We start from the raw sequence: 16,862 nt of genomic DNA on the forward strand, positions 1-16,862 counted from the left end.
ATAATTTAGAAGGGTTAATAAGTAATGTGTTGTGGCATTTATACGATAATTTCGCGTAAAATGCTTTATTATTTTAGAAGTTACGGTAGAGAGTATGGCTTAAGCTACGAGAAAGGGAAGACCCCGTTTTATCTATTAATAAATAGCGTTTTGCTGCTTTATGTTTTACAGAGTCAGATACTAATTTAGCTGCTCGTTTAACAGATGGGTTAAAAAGAGAGGAGAGACTTCTATCACGTAAAATAGCGTTATCTATAATCTTCATATTTCTTCTGAAGAAGTATTAAAGCTCTCCTCGTATTTATAAGGTTAGAGGTTTTATCTATTCTATGAAGCTACTTTCCTATCAGAAGAGTATTGATTAGTAATGTTGAGTACGTTTTAAAGTGAGGTGTGTTGTTGATGCATGTGCTTCAATAAATCAAAAAATGATCAAAATAATAAGAAATTTAATTAATTAGATGAGATGATATCGCTCTTGTTACAAATTTTTTGCTTATTTTAAAAGAAATTTATTATTATTCATAATAGCTTGTTGATGAAAATACTACATGTTACGTTTCTTTAGAAAATGTTCTTTCAAATGCCTTTTAGTAGAGTATTGTTTATAGTGAAAGAGATTGCAATGCATTGTAACTATAAGCATGTGCTTTAGTTGATTTGGATAATCGGGAAGGGGTAATCAACATAGATAGTCTTACTCAAATTGGTATGATAGTTCCTAGTGTTTTGTTAGGAGAAATTGAGTTAATATGATAGATTTCAGGAGTGTTTTATTTGAAGATGCATTATATCTTAGGAAGATAAATGCCGGAACTTCCTGAAGTAGAAACAGTTCGTCGTGGGCTTGAACCAGTTTTGATTGGTGCACAGATTATATCTGTAACACTTAATCGTAAAAATTTGCGATTTCCTTTTCCAGAAGAGTTTTCTAAGAAGCTTGTAGGTAGAAAGATTGTAAAACTTGATCGACGTGCAAAATATTTATTGTTTCACCTCTCACAGAATGAAACAATTTTAGGTCATATGGGAATGTCAGGAACGTGGCGCATAGAAGGTAGGCTTTTAAAAAAAGAGTACGCTTCTATGGGTAAATTAGTTGCACATGATCATTTTATAATGGACGTTAGAGCAAAAGATAGTAACGTTTACCGTATCATTTATAATGATGCTCGTCGTTTTGGTTTTATGCTTTTAATAAACACAATAAAGCTTGATGAACACCCGCTTTTAAAGAAATTAGGGGTTGAACCTGTGGAAGATGCGCTTTCTAGTTCTTATTTGCAAAAGGCTTTTATCAATAAGAAAACATCTCTTAAAACTGCTTTGCTTGATCAGTCTATTATTGCAGGACTTGGGAATATTTATGTTTGCGAAGCGCTTTGGCGTAGCCGTTTATCTCCACAGCGTAGTGCGTTTACATTGGCATTAAAGAGCGCGCGTGCATACGAATTTGCAAATCGTTTGGCACAAAATATATGTGCTGTGATTTCTGAAGCGATAATTGCTGGTGGATCTTCTTTACGTGATTATGTACATACAGATGGTTCACTTGGTTATTTCCAGCACAATTTTTCGGTTTATGGACGAGAAGGAAAGGAATGTTTGCAATGTGGGGTACCTATTGTACGTATTTTGCAGGCTGGGCGCTCAAGCTTTTACTGCCCAAAGTGTCAAAAATGAATAAACATCTTGCAAAATCTTACAACAAGCTTAAAGTCGTAAATAACTTTCGTTAGAATGGAGAGATTTTTATGCTTGATAAAGTGCTTATACATCTTGATGAAAATATAGATAAGAGTCTTGAACGCCTTTTTTCTCTTTTACGTTTTCATTCAATTTCTACAGATCCAGCGTATAAGGATGCATGCCGTCAAGCAGCTGATTGGCTGGTGGAAGATTTAAAAACTATAGGCTTTGATGCTTCACGCCGTGATACACCTGGCCACCCAATGGTTATTGGGCATCATCCAGGACCTTCAGATGACTGTTTGCATGTTCTGTTTTATGGGCATTATGATGTTCAACCAGTTGACCCCTTAAATTTATGGAATGATGATCCATTTGACCCTTCTTTAAAAGAACGGAATGGAGAAAAGATTATTTGTGCCCGTGGTGCTTCAGATGATAAAGGTCAGCTTATGACTTTTATTGAAGCTTGTCGTGCGTTTAAGAAGGAAACAGGCCAGCTTCCTGTTAAGGTCACAGTTTTATTGGAAGGTGAAGAAGAAAGTAGCTCTCCTTCACTTATTCCTTTTTTAAAGGCAAATGCTGATGAACTTAAGGCTGATTGTGCATTTGTTTGTGATACACCAATGTGGGATGCAAATACACCTTCAGTTTGTATCGGTCTTCGGGGGTTGTTGACAGAAGAAGTTATTATCACGGGAGCTAATTGTGATTTACATTCTGGCGCTTTTGGAGGGGCAGTAGCCAATCCTCTTCGTATTTTAACTAAAATTTTAGGTGGGCTTCATGATGAAAATAGTAGAGTGACGCTTCCTGGGTTTTATGATGGTGTAGAAGAAACACCTCCACAAGTTTTGCAATCATGGAATGAGCTTAATAGTAGTGCAGAAGCGCAGCTTCGTCCCTTTGGTCTTTCTGTTGCTGCTGGCGAAAAGGGGCGTAGTATTTTAGAACAAATATGGGCTCGTCCTACAGCGGAAATCAATGGTATTAGTGGGGGGTATGCAGGTGAAGGGTTTAAAACGGTTATTCCTTCTCAAGCCAGTGCAAAAGTTTCCTTTCGCTTGGTTCATAAACAAGATCCTGAAAAAATACGTCAGGCTTTTCGTAATTATGTGCGTAGCCTTATTCCGGCAGATTGTACAGTTACATTTAAAGACCATGGTGCTTATCCAGCTGTTCAGTTATCTCATGATTCACCTTTTGTTGAAGCAGCAAAAGATGCTTTATCACAAGAATGGAATAATCCTGCTTTATTAATTGCTATGGGTGGTTCAATTTCAATTGTTGGAAGCTTTCAATCAATTCTTGGTATGGAAAGCGTGTTGGTTGGATTTGCATTGGCTGATGATCGTATTCATTCACCTAATGAAAAATATAATTTAAAGTCGTTTCATAAAGGGCAACGGTCTTGGGCGCGTATTCTTGAGACTTTCGCGAATAGGAGAATAAATGACAGAAATTCGTGTTCATCAAGGTGATTTGCCAAATTTGGACAATTATCACGTTGATGCTATTGCGGTTGATACTGAAACTTTAGGGTTGCAACCGTATCGTGATCGCTTGTGTGTTGTTCAGCTTTCTTCTGGGGATGGCACTGCTGATATTATACAAATTGCTAAAGGGCAAAATGATGCTCCTAATTTGGTCAAATTGCTTGAAGATAATACAATTACTAAAATATTCCATTTTGGGCGTTTTGATCTTGCCATTTTAGCGCATACTTTTGGAATTATGCCAGATGTTGTCTTTTGTACAAAGATTGCCTCAAAACTTACGCGTACTTATACTGATCGGCATGGTTTGAAGGAGATTTGTAGCGAATTGCTGAATATTAATATTTCTAAACAGCAACAATCCTCAGATTGGGCGACAGAAACTTTATCACGTGCACAAATTGAATATGCGGCATCTGATGTTTTATATCTACATCGTTTGAAAAGTGTGTTTGAAACACGTTTAAAGCGAGAAGAACGAGAGAATGTTGCAAAGGCGTGTTTTCAATTTTTACCGACAAGAGCGAAACTCGATCTTTTGGGATGGCCAGAAACTGATATTTTTGCACATAGCTAAGTTTTAAAATTGTTTTTAATCTAAGCAGAAGAAGTTTTGTTAGTGTAATAGAATAAAATGCCTGTTTTTGCGGGCATTTTTTTATTTGCCTATTTTTCAATGTGTCGCTGCTTAAGAATTTTATAGAACAATTTTTATAATCAATCTATTTGATTTGAAAATTATATCATGAATATGTACTCTTTTGTTATAAGACCTGCTCTTATGTGAGGTTGCAAAGATACAAAACAAGTTTATAGGCCTATAGCAGTAAATAGAAATAGGGGCTATTAATGTATGTTGAAGGTCAGATATATAAATATTTCCAAGAGTTATTGTTGGTGCTATAGCTATAGTGGTAATTTTTCTAAAGAAGTGGACGAGAATAACTTGTGGGTAGTTTTGTTTGCTCCTAATCACGCATTAATGCTTATTCTCGCGGAAGCGTAGTTATGCGCAGTTTCAAGGTGTTTTTAAAATTTGAAATACACAAAGGCATTATAAGTTCATTGTGGGCAATGGGTGAAATATAAGGATATTACTTAATTATAGATTTGGACCGGTATTGAATATTCAGTAATCGATAAAATTATCGTTGTACAAAAAGATTAATATTTGAATTTTAGGAAAAAAATTTGCAAAAATGGAGTTCCATATTGGTTATCAAATCAATGCTTTTTATGTTGGTATCACTGTACATAACTCTCATTATATAGGATTACATTGTTTTAAATGCCCTATTTTAGTGAATCTTTCACTTTTTTCTTAATTTTTCTATGGATATTTGAAATGAAGTGATTATATATAAAATCCGTTTTGGATATTTTATATTGGAGATTAATCTATTGAATATAAAACGTCTTGGGTTCGTATTTTTTCACTTTTGGTTCAATCCTTTTCGTTCAGGGAGCTAATCTTATGAGTGTGAGAGTGTTAGCAATATCTAGTGCTAACACTTTTGCTTCTACAGCTTTGCATTTTGGTAAGCAGGACAGTAATTTTATGGATGATGCTTTTCTAAATATTTCTTGTTTAGTCAAAATAAATGAATAACAGATTATGGGCAGGGCTATGTAGTTTCTTTAATTGGAAGTAATAGAATCAGACAAAATCTGATATCATTAAGTAGAAGATCACAACATTCAACAGTGTGGTCGAAAATACAGTCATTGAATTTTTAGTCAATAGTGAAGCGGTTTCATTGATATTGTAAACAAAAATAATGAAAGTGAGGTAAGTGTATTTGCATTTTCCTGTGTCTTATTTGATGTTGTTTGCGTTATTAGCTATCTCGGATTTTAGAGTATTATTTTAAGTTTAATCAATCAGTAGAAATGAATGATCGGCATTTCTAGTTATTTAACCAATAACACTAAAAGCGCTATTTATTTACGTTTCTGCTGTGGTTGATAGGAGGGTGATTCTTAACAATTGTTATTTGTGCGAAATATGAGTTTTAAATTTCGGTAAGCGCTTAAACGAGAGCTTTAAATTTACGGTTTGCTACACGATTATTGGGCTTTTGTGACTTGTAAAATCTCATTTGTTGAGACGTTGAAAAGGTTTTGCCTCTATTTTGATGGTGTGCTTATTTTAAGAGCCAATATCTGTTTATTATCCTACCTAATTATTTAATGGAGGAGTTCAGTATTATAGTGAACAGGTTAATGGAGTGTAGGGGAAAAGGGATTTATTAAGCAATATAAGGATATACATAACGGTACAATGCCGTATAGTATTTAAACATATAAAGTTTGTTATGTATTAAAAAGATTCTGAGTTTGTTATTTATAGTTTTATTAGTTGGGTGGTTTGCTACGTTTTTATTCTGTCAAATAGTCAGATATCTTTCTATTATTTATTACTATTTTTTTTAGATTAAACTGCTATTGGTAAATCTGTGAATTGATTTTATCAATAATAAACAAATAAATGACTTATCATATTCATTTCTATAATATGTATTTTCATTGTTAATAAGAGCTGAAAATTATTTTTCTATAGATAATTGAAATAAAATATTATAAAATACATTTTGAATCATATTATGGAGATCAATCTATGATAAGATGCCTTATTATTATATGCGCTCTTACTTTGGCTTTAATTTCTGTCGTGCGGGCATCGAGTTATATGGTTATTCAAGAGCCAATGCCAGTTTTTATTCCTTCTATTTTTTCTTGGGAAGGTTTATATTTTGGTGGACAAATTGGTGGGGCATTGGGCAAACTTTCTATAAGTCCTCGTGTTATTTCTGGTAAAAATACTGTTCGTAAAAAATCTCAAATGGCTTCGAGCGATAAGCATAATCTTGCAGGTTTTATAGGTGGTTTTTACGTAGGTTCTAATCTTAGGCTCGATAATGGCCTTATCTTAAGCGTTGATACGGACATCGTTTTGTCTAACCAAAAGAATGTGCAATTTGGAAAGAGGATGATTGTTGGTGATCAATCAGCTCTTGTACACAATGCGCTCGTTAATCGTTTTGGGCACAAAAAATCTGGTTCAGTTAAAGTAGGTAATGAGGTAACTTATAATACCACTCGTAAGGAAAAATGGGCTGGCGCCACACGGATTCGTATTGGTTTTGCTGCTGGTCGTATTATGCCTTATATTGCTGGTGGCATTGCTTATACGAAGCTTCAAATCATCCCTTGGTTTTTAGTTAATTCAGCTAATTCTTTGAATTTAATGGCAGAAAAAAAAGCAATGATTGGTTATACTCTTGGTGCGGGGGTTAATTTTGCAATAAGTGATAATGTTATTCTTCGTGGAGAATATCGTTATTCAGATTTTGGTAAAAAGAAATTTATGGAGAATCCGGTAAACGTTAGTTATAGCACCCATGACTTGCGTGTGGGTGTGGCATATAAATTGTAATCTTTTGTTAAGGTTAAGTGATAAAGAATTCTATTTTTAATGGAACTCTCAACGTTTAATTGAGGGGTGTGTCTTTTTTACTACAGATATTTGGCGAAAGTAGTTTATATAAGCTCCATATTCACACATTAGCTATGGAGTAAATTATATGAATATGAAATGTGTAATAACAGCGTCTATTTTCGCTTTGGTTTCAGCTTCTGCAGCTCAAGCAGCGGATATACCAATTCAGGAAAGACCAACAACAGTGTTACCACAAGTTGTTGTTGCTCCCGCTTTTTCTTGGACAGGTTTTTATCTTGGTGGTCAAATCGGTGGCTTTTCAAGTAAGAGCAGCTCAACACAAACTGATGGTGCAAAGAAAGAGATTCTTGAAAATGATAAAGCATTTCCTAAGTTTTCGGGTTTTATAGGGGGGCTTTACGCAGGTTCTAACGTTGATTTCGGTAATGGCTTTGTTTTAGGTGTTGACACAGATATCGTTTGGTCTGGAGAAAAAGCCAAAGCATCAATAAGCTATGCTGTGCCTCAGACTGATGGTTTACCTCAGGTTAATGATAAGACAAGATTCGCAGCGCGTGGAGAGGAAACAATCCCACTAGTCCCACTAGTTCCGGCAGAGAGCGTAAGACCTGATTCTAATGTGACTTTTAGCGATAAATGGTCTGGTGCCACACGGGTTCGTCTTGGTTTTGCCTTTGATCGTATTATGCCTTATGTTGCTGGTGGTGTTGCTTATTCGCAACTTAAAGCTTCAGTAGAAAACGCTAAAGCTTCAGGTGCACAAAAAGTTGAAAGCACAAGTGTAGAGAAACCTAGCACAAGTGTAGAGAAACCTCTTGAAAACTTGTCAGATTCAAAAACGATGGTTGGCTACACTCTTGGTGCCGGTGTTGACTTTGCAATGACTGACAGTGTTATGTTACGTGCAGAGTACCGTTACTCAGACTTTGGTAAAAAGACATTTGTCAATGACAGTATTGAGGTTGATTTTAAAACCAATGATTTCCGCGTTGGTGTAGCATACAAATTCTAATTTGTTGAAAAATTTAAATTTTTAAAGGCTCTGTCTTTGGCAGGGCCTTTATCTTTTTGATAAATTTATTTTTTAATGGAACTCTCAGCGTTTAATTGAAAAGTGTGTCTTTTTTGCTACAGATATTTAGCGAATGTGATTTATATAAACTCCGTATTCACACATTAGCTATGGAGTAAGTTATGAATATAAAATGTGTAATAACAGCGTCTATTTTCGCTTTAGTTTCAGCTTCTGCAGCTCAAGCAGCAGATATGCCAGTTCAGGAAAGACCAACCACAGTGTTGCCACAAGTTGTTGTTGCTCCTGCTTTTTCTTGGACAGGTTTTTACCTTGGTGGCCAGATCGGTGGTTTTTCAAGTAACAGTAATTGGGTGCAGACTTCTGGTGACATACAAGGGATTCTTGGAAACAATAAGACATTTCCTAAATTTTCAGGTTTTGTAGGGGGTTTTTACGCAGGTTCTAACGTTGATTTCGGCAATGGCTTTGTTTTAGGTGTTGACACAGATATCGTTTGGTCTGGAAAAAAAGCTAGTATGTCAAAGTCATATGAAGTGTCTGCAAATCCAGGTAATGGAGAGGGAACCTCACAAAAACCAGGTACTGAAGGACAAGATAAAAATGAAGAGAAAAACGACCTTCTACTTTCAGGCATGTATCCAATGATTAAAGTTGGGGATAAAGTTAGTCAACCAGTTAAGAGAGAAGTGACTTTTAGCGATAAATGGTCTGGTGCTACACGCGTTCGTCTTGGTTTTGCTTTTGATCGTATTATGCCTTATGTTGCTGGTGGTGTTGCTTATTCGCAGATTAAAGCTTCAGTTACAACAAAAGCTCAAGGCGCAACCACTGAAACACCTGATGAAGAATTATCAGATTCAAAAACGATGGTTGGCTACACTCTTGGTGCCGGTGTTGATTTTGCAATGACTGATAGTGTTATGTTACGTGCAGAGTACCGTTACTCAGACTTTTGTAAAAAATCATTTATCAATGACAACGCTAAAGTTGATTTTAAGACCAATGATTTCCGTGTTGGTGTAGCATACAAATTTTAATTTGTTGGAAAAGATTTAAGTTTTTAAAGGCTCTGTCTTTGGTAGGGCCTTTATTTTTTTGATAAATTTATTTTGGGGTTTCTTTTTTTGCTGTTTTTGTGATAAAGCCCTGATGCGTGATGATATTTTCTTCTTAATCGTTGCTTCATACGAATTATTATTTCGACCTTCCGCATAAATTAAACAACCATCGTTGCAGGGGTTAGGGGAATTATGCAGAAATAAAATCATAAAAGTGGACAGGAACGTTTCACAATGACTGTGAAAAATGAAACAATAGATTACTCAAAAACTCTTTATTTGCCAAAAACAAATTTTCCTATGCGTGCAGGATTGCCGCAAAAAGAGCAAGAATTAATGGCTCGGTGGGAAAAGATGGATCTTTATACTCGCTTGCGTCAACAAGCAAAAGATCGTCCACTTTATGTTATCCATGATGGTCCGCCTTATGCAAATGGCAATATTCATATTGGGCATGCTTTAAACAAAGTTTTAAAGGATGTTGTTGTGCGTTCATTTCAAATGCGTGGTTTTAATGCAAATTATGTTCCTGGGTGGGACTGTCATGGGCTTCCGATTGAATGGAAAGTTGAAGAAAAATACCGTGCACAGGGGAGAAATAAAGATGATGTACCCCTTAACGAATTTCGTCAAGAGTGTCGTGAGTTTGCACAATATTGGGTCACCGTTCAAAGTGAAGAATTTAAACGTCTTGGCATTGTTGGAGATTTTAAAAATCCTTACACGACGATGGCTTTTCATGCAGAAGCATGCATTGCTAGTGAATTGATAAAATTTGCTATGTCAGATCAACTTTATTGTGGCTCAAAGCCTGTGATGTGGTCTGTGGTGGAGCGCACGGCTTTGGCTGAGGCAGAGATTGAATATCACGATCATGAGTCTGAGGTTATCTGGGTTAAATATCCTATTTTACACTCTTGTACTCATGATTTATGTGATGCCTTTGTGGTAATTTGGACAACAACACCATGGACAATTCCTGGAAGCCGTGCAGTTAGTTATGCTTCTAAGATTTCTTATGGTGTTTATGAGGTTGAGAGTGCGGAAAATACTTTTGGCCCCCAAGCTGGTGAAAAACTTCTTTTTGCTGATGCTTTGGCTGATAGTTGTGCAGAAAAAGCGAAACTTGTTCTTAAGCGTTTGCGCTCTGTTTTAGATGATGAACTTAAATCTCTTGTTCTGTCCCACCCATTAAAAGGTTTAGCTGGGGGATATCTCTATAAGATTGCGATGCTTGATGGCCCCCATGTAACGGATAGTTCTGGTACAGGTTTTGTCCATACAGCGCCTAGCCATGGGCGTGAGGATTTTGAAATTTGGAATAGTTATAAATCTGCATTGGAGCAGACTGGTATCGATACAGCTATTCCTTTTCCCGTTGATGATGCTGGTTTTTATACAAAAGATGCCCCTGGTTTTGGGCCAGAACGTAAAGAAGGGGCTGCCCGTATTATTGATGATAATGGTAAAATGGGTAATGCAAATAAAGAGGTTATTGATGCTTTAATTCAAGCGGATCGATTATTTGCACGTGGTCGTTTAAAGCATTCATATCCTCATAGTTGGCGTTCCAAAAAACCAGTAATTTTTCGTAATACGCCGCAGTGGTTTATTTCAATGGATAAAGATTTGGGTGATGGTTCAACTTTACGCAGTCGAGCTTTAGAGGCTGTTTCGATAACGCGTTTTGTTCCGTCTTCTGGTCAAAATCGTTTAGCTTCTATGATAGCAGATCGCCCTGATTGGGTACTTTCTCGTCAACGAGCTTGGGGTGTCCCGATTTGTATTTTTGCTAATGAAGATGGTGTTGTTCTTAAAGATGAACAAGTCAATGAGCGTATTTTGCAGGCTTTTGAAGCGGAAGGTGCAGATGCGTGGTTTGCACAAGGGGCGCGTGAACGTTTTTTGGGTGCACGTGTGCATGAGTCTTGGCACCAGGTACGTGATATTTTAGATGTTTGGTTTGATTCTGGGTCGACTCATAGTTTTGTTTTAGAAGGTCGTGCTGATTTGAAATGGCCTGCTGATGTTTATTTTGAAGGGTCGGATCAGCATCGTGGTTGGTTTCAGTCTTCTCTTTTGGAAAGTTGTGGGACGCGTGCTTGCTCACCTTATAAAACAGTGATTACACATGGTTTTACTCTGGATGAGAATGGCAAAAAAATGTCTAAATCTTTGGGGAATACAGTTGTTCCACAAGATGTCATTAAAACCTCTGGCGCTGATATTTTTCGTCTTTGGGTGATGACGACTGATTATTGGGAAGATCAGCGTTTAGGCAAAAAGATCCTTCAGACAAATGTGGATTTGTATCGTAAATTGCGTAATGCAATTCGTTGGATGCTCGGAACTTTAACGCATGATGCAGGGGAAGAAATACCTTATTGTGCTATGCCGGATCTTGAAAAGTTTATACTGCATCGGCTTTATGAGCTCGATCAATTGATTAATCAGTCCTACGATGCATTTGATTTTAAAAAAATTATGCGTGCATTATTAGATTTTTCGATCATTGAGTTATCTGCATTTTATTTTGATATCCGCAAAGATTCTCTTTACTGTGATGCACCTTCATCAAAAAAGCGTAAAGCTTCTTTACAGGTTGTTCGTGAGATTTTTGAACGGATGGTAACGTGGCTTGCTCCTATGTTACCTTTTACAATGGAAGAGGCATGGTTGGAGCGTTATCCAGAAAGTTGTTCAGTGCATTTAGAGCAATTTCGTTCTGCTCCAGAAGAATGGAAAAATGAGGTATTAGCTGAGCGTTGGAAAAAAGTTCGGCAAGTTCGGAAAGTTGTTACGGGCGCTTTAGAGCTTGAACGGGCAGAAAAACGTATTGGATCATCTTTAGAAGCAGCACCTGTTGTCTTTATTTCTAATCCAGTTTTATTGAAAGCGTTAGACAATTTGGATATGGCGGAAATTTGTATTACCAGTGCTCTAACGATTATTGAGGATGTACCACCTTCAAATGCTTTTATTTTAAATGATGTTGAAGGTGTTGGTGTATGTTCAAGTAAGGCTTTAGGTGCAAAATGTGCCAGATCATGGCGTTATACACAAGATGTTGGGAGTGATCCAGCTTATCCTGATGTCTCTGCTCGTGATGCGGCTGCTTTGCGAGAATTACAGGAACTTGACGAAAATTGAAAAGATTCTAAATTAGAATAATTGAAGTAAGCGGTATTCAATAGTTTTTTATCATGTGAATTCTGTAATTGCTGAAGGGAGCCTTTTATGTTAAGTGCAAAACACATTATTATGTCTACAGGTGAGCAAATTTGTACGTAGATAGCTAATCCCCAGCAATTAAAGTGGATATAATGTGAATCATACGTTTGAAAAATGGATAAGCAGTGAAAAAGCGTGAAGTCAAAATAGTATTAATAAGCATCCTCAGTGTATGCTTTATTTTGGCAGGGTGTCATTTGTCTGCCCCCACTTATGGGACAGATAAGGCGGTTTCATTGCAATTTGTTGATGATATTGTGAACCTTGTTCCATCCAATTCAACGGATAATAATCAGCCTATTATGAAACCGCGTCCGCAGCTTATATATCCAGAGCCAAATTCACATGCAGTTTTACCTCCGCCTCAAGAGGATAGTGTAGGAAACTCCCCACAAGTAAATGTGAAACAACGACGTAAGAAGTATTTGTTCCGTCGACAAGCAGCAAGTGAGGGATATATAAATTACCAAAGAGATCTTAGTGAGCCGCCTTTAATTTATCGTCAACCAGCAGAAACTGCACCCGTTGGTCAAAAAGGATTCGATGAATCAGTAAAAGAGCGTAAAAGGAAACGTGCTGCAAGAAAAGCAAAATCTGGTGACAAGAAGAGCTTGTGGCCTTTTTAAGAGGGGGTTATTGTTTAAAGAGTAGGTGTTTGAGGCGAAGATGAAATGTGTTTTTAATTTCGCTTTTGAGCAAAGAATTCTTTAAGCAATTGACTTGCTTCTTTTTCTTTGAAACCAGAATAGACCTCAGGTATGTGATGACAAGTTGGTTGTTGATAAAGGCGTGGACCGTGTTCAATAGCACCGCCTTTTGGGTCGCTTGTTGCGTAATAGAGGCGTCGTATGCGTGCAAATGAAATGGCCGCAGCGCACATAGCACAAGGTTCGAGTGTTACATAGAGGTCACAGTCAGGAATTCTTTCACTTTGTAGCATTTCACAAGCTATACGAATGGCGCGTATTTCTGCATGTCCTGTAGGGTCGCATGCAGTTTTTATGCAGTTTCCGATGCGTGCAATGATTATTTTACCACGCATAATGACAGCACCTACGGGGATTTCGTTTTGCTTTGCTGCCAATTGTGCTTCTAAAAGGGCTATTTCCATAGGAGTAAGAGTCATATTTTTCTTTCTATGTAGGAGAATAGGTGATCAAATGGTTATAGAAATTTGCTGTGAAGTAATTGAACGTCTTATACTTAATTTATTGATAAAAGAAATTTTATCATTTCTTTAAAAGTGTCTACAGTTAAGTTGAAAGTAAACAGTGCATATTGTTGCTGTTAGAGGATAGAAAATGACAAACGATAGTACTACTCTCTTTTTTCAGAATAAACGGTATGGTGCATGTGATAAATTTTCTAAACAATCTGAGGGGGAGCAGAGTAGAAAGAAAATGGATGAAAATAATGAAAGTGAGCGGATTGCTAAAAGATTAGCACGTGCTGGTATAGCATCGCGTCGTGATGCAGAAATGATGATTATCGCAGGGCGTGTTGTCGTTAATGGGGCAGTTGTAACTACGCCTGTTTTTAATGTTACGCGTTCTGATGTTATTACAGTTGATGGCAAATCTTTGCCTCCTGCGGAACGAACACGGTTATGGCTTTATCACAAACCGGCAGGATTTGTTACAACCAACCGTGATCCTGAGGGAAGACCAACAGTGTTTGATAATTTGCCGAAAGAAATGCCCCGTGTTTTGTCTGTGGGTCGGCTTGATATTAATACAGAAGGGCTTTTGTTGTTGACTAATGATGGTGGTTTAGCGCGTATATTAGAGCTCCCTATAACGGGGTGGGTGCGAAAATATCGTGTACGTGCCCACGGAAAAATTAAACAGAGTAAGCTTGATAGCCTTAAAAATGGTATTGCGATTAAGGGTATTTTTTATGGTTCGATTGAAGCATTAATTGAACGTGAGCAGGGGTCGAATATATGGCTTTCTGTAGCTTTGCATGAAGGAAAAAATCGTGAAATTAAGAATGTTTTAGGAGCTTTAGGGTTATCGGTTAATCGTTTAATTCGTATATCTTATGGTCCATTTCAACTCTCTGATTTAGAAAAAGGGGAGGTTCGTGAGTTAAAAGGCAGGGTATTGCGTGATCAATTAGGTGAACGTTTGATTGCACAAGCCGATGCAGATTTTGATTCTCCTATTCTTAAACCATTTTCAAATTCTGTGGTTTCTATAAAAAAACAAAACAGTAAAAAGCTTGTTTTAGCAGGTGATAATGAGATTGTTTCGCGTATAAATGATACACGGCATGAAAAGCAAGGTGGCTTTTGTGAAGGTCGTCGGGTACGATTGAATACGAAATCTGATGAACAATCTATGGGTAAAACAAAGAATTTGCCACTGCGTTCACGCCATTCTAATGTTTGGATGGCTCCTGGTGTACGTCCACAGGTTGAGCATAAGAAATTTTGCTATAATGAAGATAGTTATCATAATCGTGCAAGTGATTATGTTGGTAAAAGGTTTTCAGGTAGAGAAAAAGAAAAATTACTAGAAGGCCAATTGCAAAAAGAGAAATCTTTTAATTTCAATAAAAAACGTGGCAAAATACCTTATGATGCAACACGCGCTTCTGGCAAGGAAGATCAGCTTTTTAAAAAGAAGGGGAAAGTTATCAAGGGTGATTATGATAAGCGTTTTCCAGATAGTAGGCAAAAGCGTAAGTTTTATAGTGTTAGTGTAAACAAATTTAAACCTGTAAGAAATGGAATAAAAACATCTAAGTTTTCTGGAGACTGATGTGCGGATTATTGGCGGTAAATTTGCTGGGCGTATTTTATCATCTCCTCTTGGTCAATCCATTCGCCCAACGAGTGATCGTACGCGCGAAAGTCTTTTTAATATTCTTATGAGTCGAGAAGAACAGTTTTGGGAAAATAAGCGTGTTCTTGACCTTTTTGCTGGCACTGGTGCTTTGGGCATTGAGGCACTTTCACGTGGTGCAAAAGCTGCTGTTTTTGTTGAAAATTCAGTTGAAGGGCGCGGTTTAATTCAGAAAAATATTGAATCTTTTGGATTACAAGCAATTGGGCGAATTTTGCGTCGTGATGCTACTAAACTTGGTAATATTGGAACAATACTTCCATTTGATGTTATCTTTGCAGATCCTCCTTATGGTTATTGTCTGGGTGAAAAAGCTTTTGTAGAGGTTCTTAAAGGTGGGTGGGCAAAAGCTGGAGCACTTTTTGTGCTTGAAGAAATGAAAGAGGCGGTTATTAATTTACCCGATATATTGTGTTTAGATGATGAACGCTTTTATAGTGAAACAGCTATACGTATTTATAAGCTTCAATCATAATCTTTAACTTTGAGAAAAGTCATTCATTCATAATGATTAGTTATATTCGCCTTTAAACTTATTTATCTGAGTATTTTAAAGATAATCATAATTTTCATGAGTTTACTTTTAAATAATATTTTTAATGGATTAAACCTAGTGTGATGGTGATTTTTAGTAAGTGTATGAAATTTTGTCTTACTTTATAGAGTGCATTTTTTTAATAGTTTAAAAAACGTAGATATGGTGAATGATTACTACTAAAATAAAACAAATGTGCTTTCGATCTCTAAAAAAGGTATACTATTTTCAGTGATATATCATAGTAACAATTTTACATAAGTGCGTAGGGTATTTTCTATGAACCCTATTAAAGTAAAAAAGGTTGATAAATATAAGTTAGAGCAAGTAAAATAGGCAATAGAAATGCAATTTGTTTTTATGTGATACAAAAATATAAGGGTATTTTCTGACACATTGTGGCAAAGTTTATGAATAATAAAATTGAGGAGTGCTAATTAGTTATATATAGACGCGCTAAAATGTAATCAGTATTATTATATTTGATTAAGTCAGATTAATTGCTAAGAATTTTAAAATAAAAAACTGACGTTAGTCGTGTTAGTATATTAAAGAATTGATCAGTATGGATGGTACAAATCATAGGGGGTGTTGCTTTATATTTGCTTAGAAATTGAAGAGTGAAAGAGGCAAGATAAAATGAAAATTGGTTTAGCGTTTGGTAGTGGGGGAGCGCGTGGTTTTGGTCATCTTCCGGTTATTGGAGCGTTTGAAGATTTGGGTTTAAAACCAAGTGTTATTGTTGGGTCTTCTATTGGTTCGATTGTGGGTGCGGGTTTAGCTGCTGGAATGACACAAGCTGATTGGGAAGATTATTGTCTTTCAACTTTTTCTCATTCGGATAACGCTCTGCGTCGTTTATGGTCTTTGATGCCGATTTCATGGAAAGAGTTATGGGAATGCGGTTTACGTTTTTTGCAATTTAATTTGGAGTCTATTTTAGAGAGTTTTTTACCTCACGATTTTCCTCGAGATTTTTGTGCTTTAAAAATTCCTTTTTGTGCTGTGGCTACAAATTTAAAAACAGCAGAAATGGTTATTATTCAAGAAGGAGATTTGCGTTCAGCTTTAGCTGCATCCTCTGCTATTCCTGGCTTATTTAAACCAGTTTTGCGCAATCATATTTTGTTAGTTGATGGGGCGGTTTGTAATCCGGTACCTTTTGATTGTTTTATTGAACCAGTTGATCTTTCAATTGGTGTCGATGTTATCGGGCCACCAATAGTTGATTGTAAAAATGGACATGTCTCGGTTGCAGAAAGCCTTATTGCTGCAAGTGTTATAGGACAACAGGCGCTTGTTACAGCACGTTTGCGGTTTTCAAACTTGGATCTTTTATTGCGGCCTCCTATTGACGGGATTCATATTTTAGACTTTCTTGAAGCCAAAGAAATTTTACAACGTTTAGCGCCTTTTCGTGAAGAAGCTAAGAGGGAAATTTCGCAATTAATTGAAAGCTCAATGGTGCATTAATAGTGCGTATTTTGGCTATAAATATGATATTTTGTATG

General features: G+C 36.6%; 13 protein-coding genes. 12 read left to right on the plus strand and 1 reads right to left on the minus strand.

All coding sequences use genetic code 11. The annotated features are described in order from the left end of the window. Nucleotides 1–807: 807 nt before the first annotated feature. The 9 genes from mutM (at nt 808) to BWD162_RS00325 (ending at nt 12,596) form a co-directional block, all read left to right on the plus strand. A complete protein-coding gene (gene mutM / locus BWD162_RS00290; RefSeq protein ID WP_078704941.1) occupies nt 808–1,683 on the plus strand; it encodes a bifunctional DNA-formamidopyrimidine glycosylase/DNA-(apurinic or apyrimidinic site) lyase in 876 nt (291 codons plus the stop codon). 71 nt (nt 1,684–1,754) lie between these two features. Continuing rightward, on the plus strand, nt 1,755–3,170 hold the full coding sequence (locus tag BWD162_RS00295) for a M20/M25/M40 family metallo-hydrolase (RefSeq protein WP_078704942.1): 1,416 nt from the start codon (nt 1,755–1,757) through the stop codon (nt 3,168–3,170). After that, nucleotides 3,142–3,762 (plus strand): ribonuclease D, encoded by a 621-nt coding sequence (locus BWD162_RS00300; RefSeq protein ID WP_078704943.1) that lies wholly within the window; start codon nt 3,142–3,144, stop codon nt 3,760–3,762. The genes BWD162_RS00295 and BWD162_RS00300 overlap by 29 nt, the downstream gene beginning before the upstream one ends. Nucleotides 3,763–4,659: 897 nt before the next feature. Beyond that, entirely contained in the window at nt 4,660–4,794 is a 135-nt protein-coding gene (locus BWD162_RS08045; RefSeq protein ID WP_257787963.1) for a hypothetical protein, read from the plus strand. A gap of 1,008 nt (nt 4,795–5,802) precedes the next feature. Further along, a complete protein-coding gene (locus BWD162_RS00305) occupies nt 5,803–6,621 on the plus strand; it encodes an outer membrane protein (RefSeq protein WP_078704944.1) in 819 nt (272 codons plus the stop codon). Between the two features lie 148 nt (nt 6,622–6,769). Next, nucleotides 6,770–7,657 carry an outer membrane protein gene (locus BWD162_RS00310; protein ID WP_078704945.1) on the plus strand — a complete coding sequence of 296 codons (888 nt, stop codon included), beginning with the start codon at nt 6,770–6,772 and terminating at the stop codon, nt 7,655–7,657. Nucleotides 7,658–7,839: 182 nt separating this feature from the next. Further along, a complete protein-coding gene (locus tag BWD162_RS00315; protein ID WP_078704946.1) occupies nt 7,840–8,718 on the plus strand; it encodes an outer membrane protein in 879 nt (292 codons plus the stop codon). Between the two features lie 255 nt (nt 8,719–8,973). Continuing rightward, complete coding sequence (ileS, locus tag BWD162_RS00320) at nt 8,974–11,889, plus strand: isoleucine--tRNA ligase (protein ID WP_078704947.1); 2,916 nt, start codon at nt 8,974–8,976, stop codon at nt 11,887–11,889. 263 nt (nt 11,890–12,152) lie between these two features. Next, complete coding sequence (locus BWD162_RS00325; protein ID WP_236824118.1) at nt 12,153–12,596, plus strand: hypothetical protein; 444 nt, start codon at nt 12,153–12,155, stop codon at nt 12,594–12,596. A 53-nt stretch (nt 12,597–12,649) separates the two neighbouring features. On the opposite strand, the gene BWD162_RS00330 is transcribed toward BWD162_RS00325, so the two are convergent. After that, complete coding sequence (locus BWD162_RS00330) at nt 12,650–13,096, minus strand: nucleoside deaminase (protein ID WP_078704949.1); 447 nt, start codon at nt 13,094–13,096, stop codon at nt 12,650–12,652. A gap of 274 nt (nt 13,097–13,370) precedes the next feature. On the opposite strand from BWD162_RS00330, the gene BWD162_RS00335 reads away from it, so the two are divergent. The 3 genes from BWD162_RS00335 to BWD162_RS00345 all read left to right on the plus strand — a co-directional run bounded on the left by BWD162_RS00335 (nt 13,371) and on the right by BWD162_RS00345 (nt 16,824). Beyond that, nucleotides 13,371–14,732 (plus strand): pseudouridine synthase, encoded by a 1,362-nt coding sequence (locus BWD162_RS00335; protein WP_078706097.1) that lies wholly within the window; start codon nt 13,371–13,373, stop codon nt 14,730–14,732. A gap of 1 nt (nt 14,733) precedes the next feature. Continuing rightward, the gene (rsmD, locus tag BWD162_RS00340) at nt 14,734–15,291 is read left to right on the plus strand and encodes a 16S rRNA (guanine(966)-N(2))-methyltransferase RsmD (protein ID WP_078704950.1); all 558 of its coding nucleotides are present in this window, start codon (nt 14,734–14,736) and stop codon (nt 15,289–15,291) included. A gap of 699 nt (nt 15,292–15,990) precedes the next feature. Further along, nucleotides 15,991–16,824, plus strand: a complete 834-nt coding sequence (locus BWD162_RS00345) for a patatin-like phospholipase family protein (RefSeq protein ID WP_078704951.1) — start codon at nt 15,991–15,993, stop codon at nt 16,822–16,824. Nucleotides 16,825–16,862 lie beyond the last annotated feature (38 nt).

It is taken from the genome of Bartonella sp. WD16.2 (genome assembly GCF_002022505.1).
Classification (GTDB): Bacteria; Pseudomonadota; Alphaproteobacteria; order Rhizobiales; family Rhizobiaceae; genus Bartonella.